Consider the following 19,828-nt stretch of genomic DNA (forward strand, 5'->3'; position numbering starts at 1 on the left):
TGTAAATTCAAATAAAAAAAGGCATCTTTCAATACCTCTTTTCATATTAAACTATAAAATATATTTTTTTATATTTCTATATTTCTATATTTCTATATTTCTATATTTTTATTTTATTGAAATAACGAGTTTATCTTTATCATTACCTAAATCTATAGCTATATTCTCCAAAATACACTGCACCTCTATAATCTCACTTATAATTTTTTCAATTTCCTTATCTCTATTCAGATACAATGCCTCTCTTGAAAAACTTACTAAGTGTTCATTTTTACTGTGTTCAAGCAATGTTTTTTCATATTTAGTCAAGGTATCATAAGCTTCTATCTCAATAAGATTTCCTTTTATAAAAGCTTTAACATTTTTAGGACCTTTACCTGTTTTGTTTTTGATAAAAAGGGCAATTCTATTTTGAATTTTACTTTCTAAATCTCTTTTGCTATTTATATCTACTATCTTATCCCCAATAATTAATGTATTTTCTTCTCCGTTAAATAACTTTAAAGCACTTTCTTCCATTGCTTTTAAGAGTTCTTTCGTATCTATTGGCTTTAATACATACTTATCTACTCCTATATCTACAGCCAATAGTACTGTTTCTACATCAGAGAAAGCCGTAGTAATAATTATTGATGGTTTCTTATCTATTTTTCTTATTTTCCTACTCATTTCTATGCCATCAACTTTTGGCATTCTAAGATCAGTTATAATAATATCTGGTTTATTTTCACAATATTTTTGGAAGCCTTCCTCGCCATCTTTTGCAGTAAACAATTTTCCAACTCTTCTTTTTAAAAAATACTGCATCTGCTCTCTTGTTTCCTCATCATCTTCAACATAAAGTACCTTTAGATTTATAAGCAAATTATTTTCTGACATTGTTTTCTTCCTCCCCATATTTAGGAATTTTAAATATAAAACAAGCCCCATATTTCTTATTAAATACTTCAATAGTTCCATTAAAATTCTTTTCAATAATCATCTTTGACATATACAATCCTAATCCAGTACCATTTTTCTCTGATTTAGTTGTAAAATAAGGGTCAAATATTTTATCTAATATTTCTTTGTCTATGCCACCAGCATTATCCCAAATTTCTATAATATAATTATTTTCTTCTTTACCTATCTCTATATCCATCCATCTATCTTCCTGAACGTGTTCAGTAAGTGCATCTACTGAGTTATTAATTATATTAAGTAGTACTTGTGAAAGTTGATTTGAATATCCGTATATCTCTAATTCTTTGTCTCCTTTAATTTTTAGTTCTATATCATTTATTTTAAGTCTTTCTTCACATAATCCAATAGTTGCTTCTATACTTTTAAAAATATTAAATAATTCTTTGTTGTTTCTTGGTTTAAAGAAATATCTAAAGTCATCGATAGTTTCAGACATTTTACTAATTATGTTTCTTGCATTTAAGAATAGTTTATTTACATATTCTTCATCATAATCATCATAACTAAAAGAATCCTCTATATTCGATATTATTAAGGATAAGGTATTTAATGGCTGTCTCCACTGATGTGCAATATTACCAATCATCTCTCCCATACCAACATATCTTGATTGGTATAACATTAATACTTCTTTTTTCTTATTTTCATCCATCTCTTTTTTAAACATCTTTTCCAATTGTATATTAATCTTTTCTAATTTATTAGCTATCTTTGTGTTTGATTTTAAATTCTCATCAATTGCCTTTATTTTGTTATTTTTATTTCCTATTCCCACAGCTACTTGATTTACTATGCTTAAAAATCTTCTTTCACTTCTTTTTATAGCTTCTTCATCTAATTTCCTACTTGTAATATCTCTAGAAGTCATTATTATTTTCTGCCTATTATCTAATTTAAATACTGTAGCATTTATTTCCACAGGAATTTCTTTATTGTCTTTAGTTCTAAGACGTGTTTCATAAAGCATAGGTTTTTCTTTTACTATTTTATCTAACATTTCTTTTAGATCTTTCCTACTAAGTTCTAAATCCAAATCAGAGTAATTCATTGTCAATAATTCTTTTCTAGAAAATTTTAAATTCCATGAAACTTTCTGATTTACTTCTAATATATCTCCTAGTCTGTCCTCCTGAAAATCCAAGATAAAAACACAATCTTTGCTACTGTTAAAAATTGCCTGATACTTTTCTTTACTACTTCTAAGCTTATTCTCTAAAGTTTCACGTTTCTCAATATCTTCTTTTAATTCCTTGTTTAGACCCTTTAATTTTTTTAGATATTCTGATTTGGTTTCTATTTCTCTCTAGACCTAGCTATAAAAGTATACGCCGCTGCTACTACAAGACTTAGAAATATAAAAGCTGCAATTATCAATGTGTAATAGTAGTTTTTTCTTATAATGCTAACAACTTCATCATAATCTGAAGAAATTGTTACAACCCAAAAATAATCTCCAATATATGCCGAGGAATATGCACTGAATTTTTTCACTCTAGTTCCACTTTCATCGCCAGCCCATATAGAGTGGTAAATACTAACGCCACTTCCACCAGCTTTTTGATCCTCTATTACTTCTTCTAATTCGCTCCAATCATATTGTGGATATTTTCCTTTTCTAGCCTCTAAAACATCCACACCTATATCTTCGTCACTAGGATGCATTAGTAACATAGCATCACCTGTTTTTACAGATGCATATCCTGTTGTTCCCGTTTTTACCGGTTTAACTATCTTTTCGTAAATATTTTCAACATCAATAGTAGCCCTCAATATTCCACTAAACTTACCTCCTATAAAAATAGGTTGTAAAATACATATATATGGTGCCTTACCTTCTTCAAAATAAACATCACTTACTACTAAATCAACTGAATTTATGCATTTTTTCACGTCTTCTAAGTAAAGTAAACTAACTTCACTTTCACTAGTATTATTAAAAGGATACTGCTGAAGTAAATTACCTTCATAATCAAGCACTTGTATATTGCTTAGTTTAGGACTATCTATTTTATAATAAATTTCAAGCGATTCTTTTAATATAGAATCTTCTCCTGCTAATATTCTGCTAAATTCCCTTTTAAAATTATAATCTTGCGCCACTATTTCTAATGATTTTTCTTCTGCTTTAATATAGTCTTCTATAGATCTTGATATAGTATCTGCAATAGCTAAAAGTCTATTTTGCTCATTTGAAATTAAGGTATCACTAAAATCTGAATAATTTTTAAAGATCATCACTATCATAAATAACGAAATCATAACAGATATACATATTGTTACTATAATTTTCTTATATCTTTTAAAGTAATTTTTCAAGTTAACACCCCAATCTATTTTAATATAATTGCAACTAAGCTCTTTAATTGGAATTTTACCCAACTAAAGAGCTTAGTCTACTTTTAAAGAGCTTACCCTTAGACTATTTATATATATCAAAATCTGTTAATTTATCTGACTTTCACAACACGTATAAATAGAATTCTTCGTTGTATACTCTATATTGTAACATATTATTAAGCTATATTCTAAAAGCTATTGTATAGTAAAATGTCCCAGCCTACATAATAAGCTCTAGTCATTTAAAATTGTGAACTGTAACCTATCCAAATATACTAAGTAGTACCCCTGCTGCTACTGCTGACCCTATAACTCCAGCAACATTTGGCCCCATGGCATGCATTAGTAGGAAGTTTGAAGGATTTTCCTCTTGTCCAACTTTTTGTACAACCCTTGCTGCCATTGGAACTGCTGAAACTCCTGCTGCACCTATCATTGGGTTTATTTTTCCTTTACTTAACTTACACATTAATTTTCCAAATAATACTCCTGAGGCTGTTCCTACTGAGAAAGCAAATAATCCAAGAGCTATTATTTTTAATGTTGTAGGGTTAAGGAACGTTGTTGCATCTGCCTTTGCCCCTACTGTTATTCCAAGGAAAATTGTTATTATATACATTAATGAATTTTGTGCAGTTTCCACAAGCTTTGGAACTACACCAGATTCTTTAATTAAGTTACCAAACATAAGCATACTTATAAGTGGTGCTGAAGATGGAAGAAGTAAAATAACAAATATCGCAACTATAACTGGAAAAATAACTTTTTCAGTTCTCGATACAGTTCTTAATTGTTCCATTTTTATTACTCTTTCTTCAGGCGTTGTTAAAGCTCTTATTATTGGCGGTTGTATTATTGGTACTAATGCCATATAAGAATATGCCGCTAAGGCTATTGGTCCAAGTAAGTCTGGTGCTAGTTTTGAGGTTAAATAAATTGCTGTAGGACCATCAGCTCCTCCAATTATTCCTATTGCAGCAGCTGCTGCTCCATCAAATCCAAGTAATATAGCTCCTATAAATGCAAAGAATATTCCAAACTGAGCAGCCGCCCCTAGTAATATACTTTTAGGATTTGCTATTAATGGACCAAAATCCGTACAAGCTCCTACACATAAAAATATTATAGGAGGATAAATCCCTAATTTCGTTCCCATATATAAGTAATGGAATAATCCATCATCATTCATCAGTCCTGTGCCTGGTAGATTTACCATAAGCATTCCAAAAGCTATCGGAAGCAGGAGATATGGTTCATATTGTTTTTTAACAGCAAGATATATAAAAACACACGAAATACCAATCATTAATATTTGCTGCCATGTAATTGATAAAAATCCAACACTATTTAAAAAATCTAGTAGCATCTGTTTTTCTTCCTCTCTATACTTATTTTAGTACTACTAAGCAATCTCCAGTTTCTACAGCTTGACCCTTAGTAACTCTTATGCTTTCTACTACGCCATCTCTTGGGCATACTATTTCATTTTCAAGTTTCATTGCTTCTAATACTAAAAGTGTATCTCCTTTTTTAACAGAGCTTCCTTCTGTAGTATTTATAGTAAATACATTTCCAGGAAGTGGTGCTACTATTTCTTCTGCTCCTGCTGAAGTTGGTGCCCCTACTTCCTTAGCCGGAGTACTTTTTAGTGGCGTAGATACATCTAGTTCTTCTACTTCAACTTCATATTCTTTATTATTTAATTTAATTCTATATTTTTTCATCCTAACTCTCCCTTTCTTTATTCGCTGCGCTCATTAAATTCGAATGCACAATGCACAATGCACAATGCACAATTGAGGTTGATTCTCTCCCTTTGGTCGAGAATCTTTATTTTATTTAAAGATAAATTATTAAATTTGTTATATTATCAATGCAAAGCAATACTAAACAATGTTAATCAATGTATTTAATGATGATTTTGCCAAGCAAAATCCAATCTCCAGTTTAAACTTTTGTCACCGCAGGGAAAAAACATCCTTCAGCTCAAATATTCACTTAATCTTTTAATCTTTTAATCTTTTAATCTTTTAATCTTTTTAATTGCACATTGCACATTGCACATTGCACATTATTAGTTAAAAGATTGTTTTATCCAATTTGTTTAAAGGATACTATTCTAAGTCTAGAATTTTTGTTTTTATTACTCATATTTATAGCTGCTGTCATAGCTACTGCTATTTCTTCATCATTTGTAAGATTTCTAATTGTTTTATCAACTTCTTTTCTAATTGAAGTCATTGCTTTCTCATCTTTTTTATTGTTCTTTTTAACAAAAACAATTTTGAATAATTCTATAATCAAAGAGATTACATATAAAGTTACAAATACTATACCCATACAGATAGCTGTTATTTGCAGCGCTTCTGCTATACTGATATTTCCACTCATAGATTATCTTCCTTTCTTTATAGTGCATTTTTTCAGTGCACAATATTAATTCAATGCACAATGTACAATATTAATTCAATGCACAATGTACAATGCACAATGCACAATTATTGATGATTTTGCTGACGCAAAATCTTTAATTTATAAGGTCAAAACCTTAATGATAAAACCTTAATGATAAAATCTTAATGACAAACTCTTAATGACAAGGTCTAAAATACTCTAAAACAAAATTTATTCTATAATTTAAACTATCATAATAATTTACAATGCCAATACACACTAACAACTACACAATTAAGTTTCAGTACAGTTTATCTTTAAATCAATTAATCAATTAGTTTTTTAATGTTTAACTAATTAAAGATTTTCTGACCACCGGGAAGAAAATCCTCCTTAATTGTGCATTGTAAATTGTGCATTGTGCATTGAAATAACTACATCACTAGTTCTATATAATAAGTCTCTTCTTCTCTGTCATCTAAATCTCCATCTGCTTGTTTCTTCTGGTTTTCCAAATATCTTCTTGTTATCTCAGGAAACATTGCATATGCAAGGATCATTTCTTCTTCATCTGTCAATTCTTCTATTTCTTTTTTTGCAGCTTCATATCTTGGCTGCATTTTATCAGCTGGGCAGTAATCTATTACCTCTTCGTCTCCGATAATCTTCTTCTTTATTTCTTCTTTTACAGGAGCTGGTGCTAATCCATAAAATCCTTTTACATATTCCTTTATTTCTTTAGGAACTACTTTGTATCTTTCTCCTGTTAGAACATTAAATACCGCTTGCGTTCCAACCATTTGACTGAGTGGAGTTACAAGTGGTGGAAATCCCATATCTTCTCTAACTTTTGGAATTTCATTTAAAACTTCTTCATATTTTGCTTCTGCTTTCTGTGCCTTTAATTGAGATAAAAGATTTGAAAGCATTCCTCCTGGAACTTGATACTTAAGTATCTGAGGTTCTATTTTCATAACTCTTGGATTAAAAGTTCCATCTTCTATATATTTTTCTTTAACACCAGAAAAATAAGTAGCTGTCTTTCTTAAACTCTCTTCATTTAATTTTGGTGCTCTTTCACTATTCTTAAATACTTCATTAAAAGCTTCTGTTGATGGTTGGGCTGTTCCCCCTGAGAATGAAGATATCGCTGTATCTACTATATCAACTCCTGCTTCTATAGCTTTCATATAAGTCATTTCAATAATTCCACTAGTGCAATGACTATGCAGTTCTATTGGAACATTTATATTAGATTTAAGTTCTGAAACTAATCTAAAGGCATCATCTGGAGTAAGTATTCCTGCCATATCTTTTACACAAATTGAGTCAGCGCCCATATTTTCCATGTCTTTACTAAGCTTTGTAAAATAATCAACTGTGTGTATCTTACTAGTTGTGTAAGAAATAGCACATTGGCAATGTGCTCCTTCTTTTTTAATTGTTTCTATAGATTTATTTAAATTTCTAAGGTCATTTAAGGCATCAAAAATCCTTATAATATCAATACCGTTATAGATGGACTTTTGAATAAATTTTTCAACTATATCATTGGGATAATGCTTGTATCCTAAGAGATTTTGTCCTCTTAAAAGCATTTGTAATTTTGTGTTTTTAGTTCTTTCTTTTATTAATCTAAGTCTTTCCCACGGATTTTCGTTTAAATAACGCAAGCACACATCAAATGTAGCTCCGCCCCATACTTCCATTGCATGATATCCAATTTTGTCCATTTCTTCAATGATAGGAAGTATTTCTTCTGTTTTTAATCTAGTTGCAATTTGGCTTTGATGCCCATCTCTTAGTACTGTTTCTGTTATTTTTAATTTACTCATTTATCCACCTCATAACTAATTTTTAAACTGTAGCCTTACTCGCTTTTTTTGCATCTATTTTACCCTTAACTAATGGCCATACAATTGAGAATACTGTAATAGCTATTAATGCTAAGTTAAGACCAGAGTCAAAGAAAGCAGTATAGCTTCCATCAGAAATTCTAAGAGCTTGTCTATAAGATTGCTCCATAGTACCTCCTACGATAACAGCTAATATTAATGGAGCTGTTGGAAGATTAACTTTTGACATCAAGTAACCAGCTACTCCGAATATAACTAATAAATAGAAATCTACTACACTAGTACCAATTGCAAATGTTCCAACGAAAGCAAGTGCTAAAACTATTGGATACAATACTTTTGGAGGTATAGCAAGTACTCTAACAAGTAATCCAGCCATTGGAATGTTTACTATAGCTAATATGATATTACCAATGAACATACTTGCGATTAGTCCCCAAGCAATATCAGGATGTTGAGTAAATAATAATGGTCCTGGTTGAATACCAAGCATTAATAAAGCTCCCATCATAACTGCTGTTGTTCCTGATCCAGGAATACCTAATGTTAGCATTGGGATTAGAGCACCAACTGAAGCTGCGTTATTTGCAGATTCTGGAGCTGCAAGACCTTCTATAGCACCTTTTCCGAATTCTTCTGGGTTCTTTGACATTTGCTTTTCATTGTTATAAGCCATAAGTGAAGCCATTGTTCCACCTGCACCAGGTAGGGCACCTATTATAAATCCTAATGGAGCACTTCTTAATATAGGCCATTTACTCTTTTTCCATTCTTCTTTAGTTACCCATATTTTTTTGAACTTAGTTTGAGCTTTTTTGTTACCATCACGTAGAGATTTGAAACTCTTAAATACCTCTCCAAGTGCATATATAGCGATAATTACTACTAGGAAATCTATTCCTGTTTGTAATTCTAATACTCCGAAAGTAAATCTTCTAACACCTGATTGTGAGTCAATTCCCACTGTTGCAATCATAAGACCTATTGCTGTAGAAATAAAACCTTTAAGCATATTTCCTTTTGACATAGAAGATGTCATTACTAAAGCTGTTACCATAAGTAAAAAATACTCAGATGGTCCAAATTTCAGTGCAAAGTTAGCCACTGGTGTAGCAACTAAAACCATAAATACAACTGAAATAATTCCACCAATAAATGAAGCTATAGCTGACATCGCAAGAGCTGATTCTGCCTTACCATTCATAGCCATTGGATAACCATCAAATGTTGCTGCTAATGCTGCACCATCTCCTGGCGTATTTATAAGAATTGAACTTCTAGAACCACCAAACATAGCGCCATAATACACACCGCACATAGTGATTAAAGCCGCTGTAGGTCCCATTGAAAAAGTAATTGGTAATAATACGGCAACACCTGTAGCTGGTCCAAGTCCTGGTAACATACCTACGATAGTTCCAAGGATACCACCAAATGTTACAAGTAATATATGATATGGCGTTAAAGCCACGGAAAATCCTTGTAATAAGTTAACTAATACATCACCCATTTTATATCCTCCTCTATATGTCTAAAAATATCATTTTTGGAAGTGTAACACCTAGCATTTTTGAAAATACTACGTATATTCCAACACTGAATAATAGAGCAATTATTGTATTTGAAAGTAATTTCTCTTTTCTTGTTAAGTAAAGTAATAATTCTAAAAATAAAAATGTTGATATAACATATCCGATTCTTTTAAATAATAAAGCATAACCTATACTACCAAGGCATGTTATTATAATTGTCAAGTTTGTTTCTTTATCTTTTTTATAGCTACTTACAAAGTTACCTGCTGCAACTTTTATGTTGGAAAAACCACTTTTAAACATAAAGGTAACCCCTAAAATAATTAATATAATTGCGATCATAAGTGGAAACATTTTTGGTTCATTAGCTCCACCCATTGCAGCTTTTGGTAAAGCTATAGTCATAATTAAATAACAAATTCCTAATATTGTAATTACAAGACCCATCAAGGAATCATTTACAGTTACATTTTTCTTATTATCTTTCAAAGTTAATCCTCCTTATTTAAGGTAAGTGCAGAGCTTTAACTCTGCACTATATTTATTTTATTTTTGTAACATTCCTATTTCTTCAAGAACAGATTTGTAGCTTTCATTAGTTTCTTCTAAGAAAGTAGTGAAATCTGCTGAATTTAAGTAACATTGAGACCAACCATTTTGAGCACTAGCTTCTAACCATTCATCAGTTTCAACCATTTGTCCTAGAGTATCTTCCCAGAACTCAACAGCATACTCAGGCATATCTTTAGGTCCGAATAAACCTCTCCAGTTTTCGAAAGTTGCATCTATTCCTTCTTCCATACAAGTTGGGATTTCAGCTAATACGCCTTCTCCAACTCTTTCAGAAGCAGTCGTAGCAAGACATCTTAAGTTTCCACTTTCAAGTAATGCAGATGTATCTCCTAAACCAGTTGATAATACGTCAACGTGTCCTCCTAAGATTTGAGCGTTTGCAGTTCCATCTTGGAATGATACATAGTCAATATCTGCGATATTTTCAACACCAGCAGCTTTTGCCATTAACAAGAATACGATGTGGTCCATAGATCCTGCAGCTGAACCTCCACCAATTTTTACACTCTTAGGATCTTCTTTTAAAGCATCCATAACTTGTGCTATAGATGTATATTCTGAATCTTCTGCAACAACAAATGCACCGTAATCAGTTATAAGTCTTGCAAGTGGTGTAGTATCCATGTAGCTATATTCACTAGTTCCATTTAAATTTACTAGTAATAATGGTGACGAATAAACAACGATTGTATCATCTTCTCCAACTTTAGTTTGTAAGTCAGCTAAGAATACAGCTCCGCCTCCACCTGATGCGTTTGTTACAGGCATTGCAGCTTCTACAAGTCCAGTATCTTTTAATACTTTAGCAGTTGTTCTGATTGTCATATCCCAACCACCGCCAGCTCCACCTGGTGCTACGAAATCTAAATTTCCTTCTGGATAATCTACTGTTTCTTCTGCGCTATTAGCTGTGTTATTTCCTTCATTAGCTGTGTTGTTTTCTGCTGCATTGTTTCCACATCCAGCTAATAAGCTTACTGCCAAAACTCCTGTTAATACTACTGATAATAATTTTGTTCTTTTCATAAATACCCCTCCAAAGTTTATTTATTATAAAATTCAAACAACTTAATTGTCATTTAAATTGAAATAATCTTTTGTCATTTCATTGATATAATCAATGAGTTCTTCTGTTGAATGCTTTCTTTCTTTTCTGCAAATATTAGCTTCCCCATTACATACAAAGCATTTTCTTCCTTCATAACCAAGGTCTTTCCTACTAATAATTGCAAGGCTCTTGTTTAAAACATCTATATCAAAGATTCTACCTAAGGGGGTTTTCTCTTCAATTAAAATTGTAAGAGCCTTCAATTTCAATGAATCAGCTTGCACAGATATATATCCTTCTGACCCAGTATCCTTATGAATTTCTTCTTTATATAATATTGGTAATTTATCTTTTTCAATTGCTTCAACTAATAGTCTGAACCCTTCTTCATGTGCTTTCCTAAATAAAAGGCTATCTTTTCTAGCACCAGGAATATTGAGAGTAAATGATATTAATGAGCCATCAAATTCTTTTATCAAACTTTTCTGCTTCTCAGCTCTCTGCTCTCTAGATTCTAATATTTTATATATCATTCTTTGCTCATTATCCATACTAAAAGCCCCTTTTCAGTTCACGGTTCACACTTCACAATGCAAAGTCATAATTAACAGTAATATCGTTAAAAGATGTCCATAACTAAAATAACTTAGTCACTTATATAACATAGAAAGGATGATTTTACAAAGTAAAATCGACTCCAATCTCTTTTTAAATTAAGATTTTCTGACCAAAGGGAAGAAAATCATCCTAAATTGTGCATTGTGCATTGTGCATTGTGCATTGTGCATTTCGATTTTAAATTTTATATCTTTTCACTTCACTCTGCACACTTCACTCTTCACACTTCACTCTTCACACTTCTTTAAAAAAGAACTATTCCTTTATCTGTCTTATTACATCAATTACAGAACCATCTCTGTATTCAATTACACCTACAACCTTGTCCAAATATTCGATTTCATCTGGCTCTCCAAGCATTGAGTTTACTTCTATTAGAAGTTCTTCTATTGTAGTTGTTTTTATTCCAGCCTTTTCAAATCTTTCAATAAGGTCTGTTCTTAATGGATTTACAGCAACCCCTCTATCAGTTACAAGTACATCTACTGTTTCTCCCGGAGTTATTACATTTTGCACTCTTTTTACTACTGTAGGAATTCTTCCTCTCATAAGTGGTGCAACTATTACTGTAAGTTTTGCTGATGCTGCTGTGTCAGAGTGTCCACCTGATGCCCCTCTTATAACACCATCTGCTCCTGTTATTACATTTACATTAAAATCTGTATCTATCTCTAATGCACTTAATATAACAACATCCAATTTATTTGCAATACATCCCTTTGTATGAAGGTTTGCATAGTAAGAAGCTTCTATTTCATGATGCTTTCTGTTTTTCTTATATGAGTTTGCTGCAACTAAATCAAAGCTTTGTACATCATATAAGTGTTCAATTAATCCTTCTTCATGAAGTTCAACCATTGGCTTTGTTATTCCACCTAAGGCAAATCTTGCTTTGATATCTCTTTTTAGCATCTCTGTTCTTAAAAATCTTGTTACTGCTAAAGATGCTCCACCTGAACCAGTTTGGAAAGAAAATTTATCATTAAAATATCCTGAATTTACGATAACATCACTAGCTTTTTGAGCTATTAATAATTCTTTAGGGTTTTTAGTAAATCTTGTAGCTCCTGAAGCTATACCATTTGGATCTCCTATAGCATCTACTTCTACTACAAAATCAACATCAACTTGCTTTATGCTTCCCGGCAAGTTAGGGAACTCCATTAAACAGTCAGTTATTAGTACAACCCTATCTGCATATCTTGAGTCAACTCTTGCATAGCCTAGAGAACCACATATTGCTTTTCCTCTTTCTCCTGATGCATTACCATATTCATCTGAAGAAGGAACTCCTAAGAAAGCTACATCTATATCGATTTCTCCAGCTTCTATAGCTCTCGCTCTTCCACCGTGACTTCTTATAATTACTGGTTTTTCCAAAAGACCTCTTGAAATTTGATCAGCAAGTTCTCCTCTCATTCCACTAGTTGTTATACTAGTTACTACTCCATTTTTTATGTGTTCTATTAAAGGAGCATGAATGTCTGTCAATGAACTACTTGCTAATTTCAAGTTCTTTATTCCCTTTGCAGCTATTCTTTCCATTACCATATTTAATACATAGTCACCTGATCTAAAGTGATGGTGAAAAGATATTGTCATTCCATCTTTTAATCCTGTTCTTTCAATTGCTTCATCTATAGAAGATAGTAATTTACTATCATTTGGTCCTACACAAGCTATTTTTCTTCCACGCATTCTGATTTCTGGTAATTCTGCAAATGGTTTTTCGTAAGCTTTCTTATTTAAATTTTCTAATATACTATCTGGGATTTCTCTTTCTATTGAATTAATCATTTTTTATACCCCTTTCTAACAAACACCTGCAGCTTTTGCTAGTGTTAATACTCTTTCCGCTCTTTCAACAATTGGCTTATCTATCATTTTTCCATCTAAAGCAATAACTCCTGAGCCATTTTCTTCTGCTTCTTTTATTGCTTCTTTTATTCTTAATGCTTTATCTATTTCTTTTTCTGATGGAGTAAATATTTCATGTACTGGCCCAACTTGTCTTGGGTTTATTATTGATTTACCGTCAAATCCTAGTTGTTTTATTAGAGTAACTTCATTTCTAAAGCCTTCTTCGTTGTTTACATCTGAGTAAACTGTATCTAATGCGTAAATTCCAGCTGCTCTTGCTGCCATTAGGATTTGTCCCCTTGCAACCATAAGCTCTGAACCATCTGCACTTCTATTTGTTTTCATTGTAGTTACGAAATCCTCTGCTCCTATAGCAATTCCTATTAATCTGTCGCTTGATGTAGCTATTGGATAAGCATTCATAACTCCAAGAGGACTCTCTACTGCTGCCATCATTTTTGTTTTTCCTACTTCTATTCCATTAGCTATTTCAGCTTCTTCTATTAATTTTTCTACATCTTTAATATCCTTGGCCGTTTCAGTTTTAGGAAGTCTAATTACATCTACCCCTGCTGCTACCATAGCTTTAATATCTTCTTGTCCTAATCCTGTATCTAAAGAATTTATTCTTACAACTATTTCTGTATTTCCGTAATCTATATTTTTAACGGCATTGAATACCATAAATCTTGCTGAATCTTTTTCATTAACTGAAACAGAATCTTCTAGGTCGAACATCAACGAATCTGCCCCATAAATATTTGCATCTCTTAACATTCCTGGGTTGTTTCCTGGTGCATATAACATCGTTCTTCTTAGTTTAAGCATTCTATAGTTCCTCCCAACTTATATCTTTTTCGATACCTGCTGCTCTGTGTATTGCACATTCAAGTCTTGCAACTATTGCATAATCTAGAGCACCTTTGTCATTGGCAATTACTATCGCATCCTTAACTTCAAGTTTTTCTAATGTTTCTTCGATAACTTGTCTTATTTTCTTACCAAATTGCTTTTCTACTGCACTTTTAAGTCTAATTTCTATTCCCTTTTCAGCATTTGGCTGTACAAGGATGTTAATGTCGCTTGATTCCATTGTTCCTGACATTCCATCTTGAATAATTTGCATAAAAACACTCCCTTTAATGTCTTGAATCTTTTTCTTTTATTTTATTTATAATAGGCTGAGCCTCTTTTGACCTTAAATACTTGTATGTAGATTCTGGAACTATCTTTTTTATTTTTTCCCAATCTTCTTCTTTCAAAAATCTTCTTACCTTCGATGCGCTAATTATATCCTCGTCTTCTTCTTTTCTCTTCATTTCTATTACCTCTATGCCCCGTTGTGGTAATAACTCCTTCATTGCATCATTATATTTTCTTGTAACAACATCATAGTTTTCTTCTCCAACATATCTTCGATTAATTTTTAAAGCAGGTGCTATAAAATCTCTGAATATTTGAATATCTAACTTTGCATGCAACTCAACTACCTCATCATCATCTTTTATAAAATAAGTAGGGAATGTTGCATTTGATATAATGTAATTCTTACCCTTGTGAATAATCACATTATCTAAATGTTTTGTTCCTTCCTTTATCAATTTATATCTAGTTTCTGATGGGAAAGTCGATTTATCTTCCCAAACTACAAATATGTGTACTACATCGCTTTCCCTTGATGCTTGTTCAATTAAATATTGATGCCCTAATGTAAATGGATTACAATTCATTACTATTGAAGAAATTATTTTGCCATCTTTATTACACTTTGAAATCTCTTTTAAATAATTACTTATTCCATCTTGCTTATTTTCAAGCAGAACAATTTTTTCGTCTACTTCGCTTATCTTTTTAAATCCCATATATTCAAAAGATTTATAGGCTTCATATTTAGTAAATATAAACAAGTGAGTTCTTCCTCTTTGATACTGAAGATTTATAAGCTCTGAAATAAGCTTGTTTATAATATTTCCACCTTTGTAATCCTCATCTACCGCAATACACCTCAAAGTGTTTCCGCTTATAGAACCTGTAGCTAATAATCTATCTCCGTCATATATCCCAATTGTCTTTTCTATAAACTTGTCCAGCTTAAGTCCAGATTTTTCTAATAGCTCATCAAGTTTTTTCTTATCGCTTTTTATCCTCAGTGAAATACTTTTCATTTGTAAATTTTCCATAGTTATTCCACCTTTATCTAATATTTAGAAAACAAAAAAGACCAGCACAAAGAATTTAATCTTTGTGCTGGTCTTCTAAAGTCTAATTTATAATCATCTTTAAAAATTTCCAGCAAATATTTACTTTTAGGTAAATGACACATACTACATAGTTCTCTGAAAACTTGCCAAATGCAATTTTTCTGAGCTCCTTATGTGCATCATTTAATTGGATTATATCATGTAAACCTTTTAACGTCAATTGTTTTTTCTGAATTTTATTATCTTATTTAATATACCAAATAATTTACGCTCTATCTTTTAAAGATTTTTACCTTCGATAAGTGCAAGCATTACAGTAACAGCTAAAAGGTCAGCTGACCCTCCTGGACTTATGTTTTTTTCTATAAAAATTCTGTCCATTTCAACAATTTCTTTTTCCCCACTATCAGTAAATATTCCTCCATTAGCTAATACTCTTTTAGAATAATCTTGAACATATTTTAGTGTTTCAATATCTTGTCGCCATACAACATTGCTATCTTCTGAAGTAGTCATAAGGCTTAATAGTGTCTGCACAAGAATATCATTTTTATCTTTTGTATCTATATACTCCCTTATAACAGGTAGCCCTCTTTGCAAAACTGTCTCAAATCCTGATTCCACTTCTCCCCTAATGCCTTTAAATCCATATTCCTTATAAAGTTTTTCTCCATTTGTTAGTTTCTCTTTTTTATCTATGTTTTCAAATTCTTTTTCACTTATCCCTTTAGTCATAACTTTAACTACTTCACAAAGTTCCTCTGCTTCTATCTTGCTACATTGTCTTTTTCTCATTAAAAAGCCAGCAGCTGCACAAATTATTCCTATGGAAAAAATAATTCCTTTATGCGTATTAACTCCATTTGTTGCCGAAAACATTTTCTTTTCAGCTTTAATTCCTATAGGTCTTATTTTGGGTAGTAAATCTCCAAGGTCTCTTTCATTAGTCTCTATTCCAACTTCCGCCATGGATTTGAACTCGTAAGAAATAGCCGAAGCACTAGTTATAAATGTAAAGAAGTTCATATCCTTATGAGATCCACAATTAAACCTATCTACTAACCCCGGCTTCGGACTAGCACTTACTTCATATAACACAGCTTTTTGGGCTAAAAATCCAATATATTCACTTATATCATCATATAATTCCATAAAATCACCCTCCTTTTTATAACATAGTGTGCAGTTTGCATCGTGCAGTTAAAAGATTTAAACATTTAAAACCTTAATAGATTAAAGATTTTCTGATCAAAGAGAAAAAACTCATCCTTAACTGTACTCTATACTCTATGTTTTTTAAATATTTGCAAAAAAAGGCTAGCACAAAGAAAGTATCCTCTGTGCTAGCCTACTAAAGTCTAACTACCGTTATCTTCAATCATTGCTAACAATTATTTAATTAAATTCAAATCCTCAATTTCCTAAAATAGTCTATCAATCTCTTCATTACTTAAACAACCAATTTCAAACTTTTGTTCAAGCCTTTAAGTAAATAATATATTGTAAATGATATTCTGTCAATAATCCTATAAAATCATTGTGCTTTTTCCGAAATAAGCTTTATTACTACGGGTAATATTGTAAGTACCGTTACTAATCTAGCTGTATGCATTGCTACAACCTTCGGAACATCTGCTCCATAAGCTTCAGAAATCAAAGTCATGTCAGCAAGCCCACCCGGAGCTGAACTAAACATGGCTGTAACCAAATCCATTCCTGTAAATCTATATATAAGATAACCTATGGCAACACTAAATATCATTAATCCACAAACTAAAATTATTGTAGGTAAAATAATTTTCTTAAGCTCAATAAATGTTTGCATAGTAAAATTTAGTCCAATTAATCCACCAACCACCATTTGAGCAACAAGTTTAAAGTTCTTAGGTATATCTGCTTGTCCACCGTAAATATTATATATTGCTACAGATATCATTGCCCCAATCAATGCTCCTGCTGGTATTTTAAGCTTTATACCAACAATTCCACCAGCACATGCAACTAATAAAGTAACTATAATTTTATACACCACTAACACTCCCACTCTGAATAAATTTTTATCAAAAAAAGGCTAATACAAAGTATTACTTTGTATTAGCCTGTTAAAGCTTACATATGTATCTTTAACTATTGCTAAATTTATATAAAAATCATTACTTTTAAATAATACAATTTCAGCTTTTTTTTGTCAACTACAGAGTCTTAATTGTAAACCTATATTTATACTTAATCTAAGTAAAAAAACAAGAAAACCACTTTAAATCGTAATTTCCTTGCTTTTTATTTCAATATATTATTATTTCTTTTTAAACAAACTAGGAAGCTGAGCTAAAGCTATAAAAACAAAAACTAATAAATATTCAATAATAGGTATCCAAGTTATTTGATGAATATCACTTAAACTTCTACTACCAAAAAACATTCCACTATATACTATGACAGCTAGCACACCATATGTTATAGTTGCTATTAATATAGCTATTTTACCAAGTTTCAACCCATATATCTGCGTAACTATAAAAATAAAACCAAAACCAAAAGCAAACATGCTCCATATAGCGCTTCCACCAACAGCTGCAACTGCTGTTCCATGGAAAAGCACAAGAACTTCTACAGTAAATGTCCAATATCTATTTGTATGTACCTTCGTATATGCCATAGACATTTGTATCATTAAAAGAAATAAATAAAAGAAACCAAATAAATGTCCTGTAGTCCCTTCCATAGGATGAAACCAAAATGTAAATATAACTGCCCAAGCTATATAATAGCCATGATATTTATAAATTCTTTTTGTACCGTCTTTAAATAATTTAAGTTTCTTACCGAAGAATAGACCTCTTCTGCTATTTTCCATTATTAGTAGTAATACCAGCATAACTATAACAGACCCTTGTGAGCTCCAAACAGGTGTATCTTGAGCTAGTCCATCATACCATATGTATGATTGAACCATATGTAGCAATACGAAAATGAAGTTTGTCCACAATAATGCCCAATTATATTTATTTAATTTATTACCATTACCTCTCTTCTCCTTAACAAGCTTATAAATAAAAAACCAAGCTAAAACTTGATGAATTATGTACAATCCCCATGAAGTCACCCTTGGCCAAAACTTAGCCTCAGGAAGCTTCCAATAATACCACGACGCACCTGTATCAGGCAAATGAGGGAATCCTTCAACTAATCCTTTAAATAAAAATATTAATACTGTAATAATTGCGGAAATTATTATACTTTTAAATAATATCTTTTTGTCTTCCTTCATACTTTTCCCCCTATAAAAAGATAATTTATTACAATTTATTTATATAATAATATTATATATTATTTAATAGTTTATTTCTATTATTAATAAAGAGATTTACTCTATCTCAGTTAATATTTTATTTCATTTTTTTAACTATTTTTATATTCTTATACCCAGTTTCTTAGTAACCATCTTCATTGATTTATTATCATTAATATTTAATTTGAGTAAAATATACTGTGCTAGAAATCTTTCAAAAGGAAGCCATCCAACATGTGTTATTGGTACAACATATCTTACTGCATCTTTCATTTCTTTATATAAGCTAATCCTACTTTGTACAGGAAGTGTTGTATCAAAAAATGCATCAATAAACGTCACATCTTTTTTATCTATCAAATGAGCATAGGATATAGGATCTATTTTGAAGAGAGGATGTATTTCTGAGGTTTTCATTATTTCTAATAAAGACATTTCTCTAACAAGTGGAAATTGTTTTTTATATATTTCATATATTTTTTTCTTGTCATGTAAAAAATATTCACTTTTGTATCCATCTTTAAATTTTTTGCGTACAAAACCTGTTACTATAGATTGATGTATTATTTTAGGTAAATACCCACCTGTAGTCATAAATATCTTTTCTTTTGCTCTTTGATCCAGCGCCGAAACTATAGTATTAATCATTCCCCCTAAACAATAACCTAAAATACAATTATTTTCGCTCCATACTTTCTTTTGCTCTAAAATATCTATAGTAGAAAGAACATCCACTACTGCATGTTCCCAAAACTGAAACATACGCTTCATATCAGGATAAAGATAACTTTTCCCTGAAGTAGACTTGTCTTCAACCCTTGTATAATTTCCGGGTAAAATTACCACAGTAGAATGCACTCCTACAGAAGCTAAATGAGTTCCCATCCATAAAAAAAACTTAATATTTGAGCTACCAAGTCCAGGGAGGATAACTACAGAAGCTCTAATATCACTCTTTGGTTCAAAATTATAGAGTTGTACTGTTTCTGTTCCCTTTGCTGGATTTCTGTAAAGGGTTTTAAATCTGCAATAATTGCATCTATAAAACTTCCCTTTAAATATATATCCTTCTGAACATTCAATCTTTGTTCTGTTATAACTAAAATTTATCTTCATTTTATTAATCCTTTTTTATTATATTAATTATTATATGA

The 19,828-nt window shown here is 31.2% G+C and carries 19 protein-coding genes; all 19 read right to left on the reverse strand.

Annotation, left to right across the window (positions count from 1 at the left end; all coding sequences use genetic code 11):
* Positions 1 to 108: 108 nt before the first annotated feature.
* Positions 109 to 879, reverse strand: a complete 771-nt coding sequence (locus ACVHXK_RS04075) for a Na-translocating system protein MpsC family protein (RefSeq protein ID WP_461205087.1) — start codon at positions 877 to 879, stop codon at positions 109 to 111.
* Positions 866 to 2,260 (reverse strand): PAS domain-containing sensor histidine kinase, encoded by a 1,395-nt coding sequence (locus ACVHXK_RS04080; protein ID WP_461205125.1) that lies wholly within the window; start codon positions 2,258 to 2,260, stop codon positions 866 to 868. The genes ACVHXK_RS04075 and ACVHXK_RS04080 overlap by 14 nt, the downstream gene beginning before the upstream one ends.
* On the reverse strand, positions 2,257 to 3,279 hold the full coding sequence (locus ACVHXK_RS04085) for a cache domain-containing protein (protein WP_461205088.1): 1,023 nt from the start codon (positions 3,277 to 3,279) through the stop codon (positions 2,257 to 2,259). The genes ACVHXK_RS04080 and ACVHXK_RS04085 overlap by 4 nt, the downstream gene beginning before the upstream one ends.
* 283 nt (positions 3,280 to 3,562) lie before the next feature.
* On the reverse strand, positions 3,563 to 4,666 hold the full coding sequence (locus tag ACVHXK_RS04090; RefSeq protein WP_461205089.1) for a sodium ion-translocating decarboxylase subunit beta: 1,104 nt from the start codon (positions 4,664 to 4,666) through the stop codon (positions 3,563 to 3,565).
* A gap of 22 nt (positions 4,667 to 4,688) precedes the next feature.
* Positions 4,689 to 5,024: a biotin/lipoyl-containing protein gene (locus ACVHXK_RS04095; RefSeq protein WP_461205090.1), complete on the reverse strand. Its 336-nt coding sequence runs from the start codon at positions 5,022 to 5,024 to the stop codon at positions 4,689 to 4,691.
* 367 nt (positions 5,025 to 5,391) lie between these two features.
* Complete coding sequence (locus tag ACVHXK_RS04100; protein WP_461205091.1) at positions 5,392 to 5,691, reverse strand: OadG family protein; 300 nt, start codon at positions 5,689 to 5,691, stop codon at positions 5,392 to 5,394.
* Between the two features lie 437 nt (positions 5,692 to 6,128).
* The gene (locus ACVHXK_RS04105; protein WP_461205092.1) at positions 6,129 to 7,529 is read right to left on the reverse strand and encodes an oxaloacetate decarboxylase subunit alpha; all 1,401 of its coding nucleotides are present in this window, start codon (positions 7,527 to 7,529) and stop codon (positions 6,129 to 6,131) included.
* A 22-nt stretch (positions 7,530 to 7,551) separates the two neighbouring features.
* A complete protein-coding gene (locus ACVHXK_RS04110; RefSeq protein WP_461205093.1) occupies positions 7,552 to 9,060 on the reverse strand; it encodes a tripartite tricarboxylate transporter permease in 1,509 nt (502 codons plus the stop codon).
* 13 nt (positions 9,061 to 9,073) lie between these two features.
* A complete protein-coding gene (locus ACVHXK_RS04115; RefSeq protein ID WP_461205094.1) occupies positions 9,074 to 9,571 on the reverse strand; it encodes a tripartite tricarboxylate transporter TctB family protein in 498 nt (165 codons plus the stop codon).
* Between the two features lie 57 nt (positions 9,572 to 9,628).
* Entirely contained in the window at positions 9,629 to 10,681 is a 1,053-nt protein-coding gene (locus ACVHXK_RS04120) for a tripartite tricarboxylate transporter substrate binding protein (RefSeq protein WP_461205095.1), read from the reverse strand.
* A gap of 42 nt (positions 10,682 to 10,723) precedes the next feature.
* Positions 10,724 to 11,254, reverse strand: a complete 531-nt coding sequence (gene citX, locus ACVHXK_RS04125) for a citrate lyase holo-[acyl-carrier protein] synthase (protein ID WP_461205096.1) — start codon at positions 11,252 to 11,254, stop codon at positions 10,724 to 10,726.
* A 322-nt stretch (positions 11,255 to 11,576) separates the two neighbouring features.
* Positions 11,577 to 13,118, reverse strand: coding sequence for a citrate lyase subunit alpha (gene citF, locus ACVHXK_RS04130; RefSeq protein WP_461205097.1), 1,542 nt, complete (start codon positions 13,116 to 13,118; stop codon positions 11,577 to 11,579).
* Positions 13,119 to 13,133: 15 nt separating this feature from the next.
* Positions 13,134 to 14,009, reverse strand: a complete 876-nt coding sequence (gene citE / locus ACVHXK_RS04135) for a citrate (pro-3S)-lyase subunit beta (protein WP_461205098.1) — start codon at positions 14,007 to 14,009, stop codon at positions 13,134 to 13,136.
* Between the two features lies 1 nt (position 14,010).
* Positions 14,011 to 14,307 (reverse strand): citrate lyase acyl carrier protein, encoded by a 297-nt coding sequence (citD, locus tag ACVHXK_RS04140; RefSeq protein ID WP_461205099.1) that lies wholly within the window; start codon positions 14,305 to 14,307, stop codon positions 14,011 to 14,013.
* Between the two features lie 13 nt (positions 14,308 to 14,320).
* Positions 14,321 to 15,361, reverse strand: a complete 1,041-nt coding sequence (gene citC / locus ACVHXK_RS04145) for a [citrate (pro-3S)-lyase] ligase (RefSeq protein ID WP_461205100.1) — start codon at positions 15,359 to 15,361, stop codon at positions 14,321 to 14,323.
* A 300-nt stretch (positions 15,362 to 15,661) separates the two neighbouring features.
* Entirely contained in the window at positions 15,662 to 16,534 is an 873-nt protein-coding gene (gene citG, locus ACVHXK_RS04150) for a triphosphoribosyl-dephospho-CoA synthase CitG (RefSeq protein WP_461205101.1), read from the reverse strand.
* Positions 16,535 to 16,916: 382 nt separating this feature from the next.
* Complete coding sequence (locus tag ACVHXK_RS04155) at positions 16,917 to 17,411, reverse strand: AbrB family transcriptional regulator (RefSeq protein ID WP_461205102.1); 495 nt, start codon at positions 17,409 to 17,411, stop codon at positions 16,917 to 16,919.
* Positions 17,412 to 17,678: 267 nt separating this feature from the next.
* A complete protein-coding gene (locus tag ACVHXK_RS04160; protein WP_461205103.1) occupies positions 17,679 to 18,653 on the reverse strand; it encodes a hypothetical protein in 975 nt (324 codons plus the stop codon).
* Positions 18,654 to 18,794: 141 nt separating this feature from the next.
* A complete protein-coding gene (locus ACVHXK_RS04165; RefSeq protein ID WP_461205104.1) occupies positions 18,795 to 19,790 on the reverse strand; it encodes an alpha/beta fold hydrolase in 996 nt (331 codons plus the stop codon).
* Between the last annotated feature and the right edge of the window lie 38 nt (positions 19,791 to 19,828).

The organism is Clostridium sp. DL1XJH146 (genome assembly GCF_054819755.1).

Coding starts and splice junctions, on each gene's coding strand:
- ACVHXK_RS04075 (WP_461205087.1), bottom strand. CDS start 879: ATGTCAGAAAATAATTTGCTTATAAATCTAAAGGTACTTTATGTTGAA.
- ACVHXK_RS04090 (WP_461205089.1), bottom strand. CDS start 4,666: ATGCTACTAGATTTTTTAAATAGTGTTGGATTTTTATCAATTACATGG.
- ACVHXK_RS04095 (WP_461205090.1), bottom strand. CDS start 5,024: ATGAAAAAATATAGAATTAAATTAAATAATAAAGAATATGAAGTTGAA.
- ACVHXK_RS04100 (WP_461205091.1), bottom strand. CDS start 5,691: ATGAGTGGAAATATCAGTATAGCAGAAGCGCTGCAAATAACAGCTATC.
- ACVHXK_RS04105 (WP_461205092.1), bottom strand. CDS start 7,529: ATGAGTAAATTAAAAATAACAGAAACAGTACTAAGAGATGGGCATCAA.
- ACVHXK_RS04110 (WP_461205093.1), bottom strand. CDS start 9,060: ATGGGTGATGTATTAGTTAACTTATTACAAGGATTTTCCGTGGCTTTA.
- ACVHXK_RS04120 (WP_461205095.1), bottom strand. CDS start 10,681: ATGAAAAGAACAAAATTATTATCAGTAGTATTAACAGGAGTTTTGGCA.
- citX (WP_461205096.1), bottom strand. CDS start 11,254: ATGGATAATGAGCAAAGAATGATATATAAAATATTAGAATCTAGAGAG.
- citF (WP_461205097.1), bottom strand. CDS start 13,118: ATGATTAATTCAATAGAAAGAGAAATCCCAGATAGTATATTAGAAAAT.
- citE (WP_461205098.1), bottom strand. CDS start 14,009: ATGCTTAAACTAAGAAGAACGATGTTATATGCACCAGGAAACAACCCA.
- citD (WP_461205099.1), bottom strand. CDS start 14,307: ATGCAAATTATTCAAGATGGAATGTCAGGAACAATGGAATCAAGCGAC.
- citC (WP_461205100.1), bottom strand. CDS start 15,361: ATGGAAAATTTACAAATGAAAAGTATTTCACTGAGGATAAAAAGCGAT.
- citG (WP_461205101.1), bottom strand. CDS start 16,534: ATGGAATTATATGATGATATAAGTGAATATATTGGATTTTTAGCCCAA.
- ACVHXK_RS04160 (WP_461205103.1), bottom strand. CDS start 18,653: ATGAAGGAAGACAAAAAGATATTATTTAAAAGTATAATAATTTCCGCA.
- ACVHXK_RS04165 (WP_461205104.1), bottom strand. CDS start 19,790: ATGAAGATAAATTTTAGTTATAACAGAACAAAGATTGAATGTTCAGAA.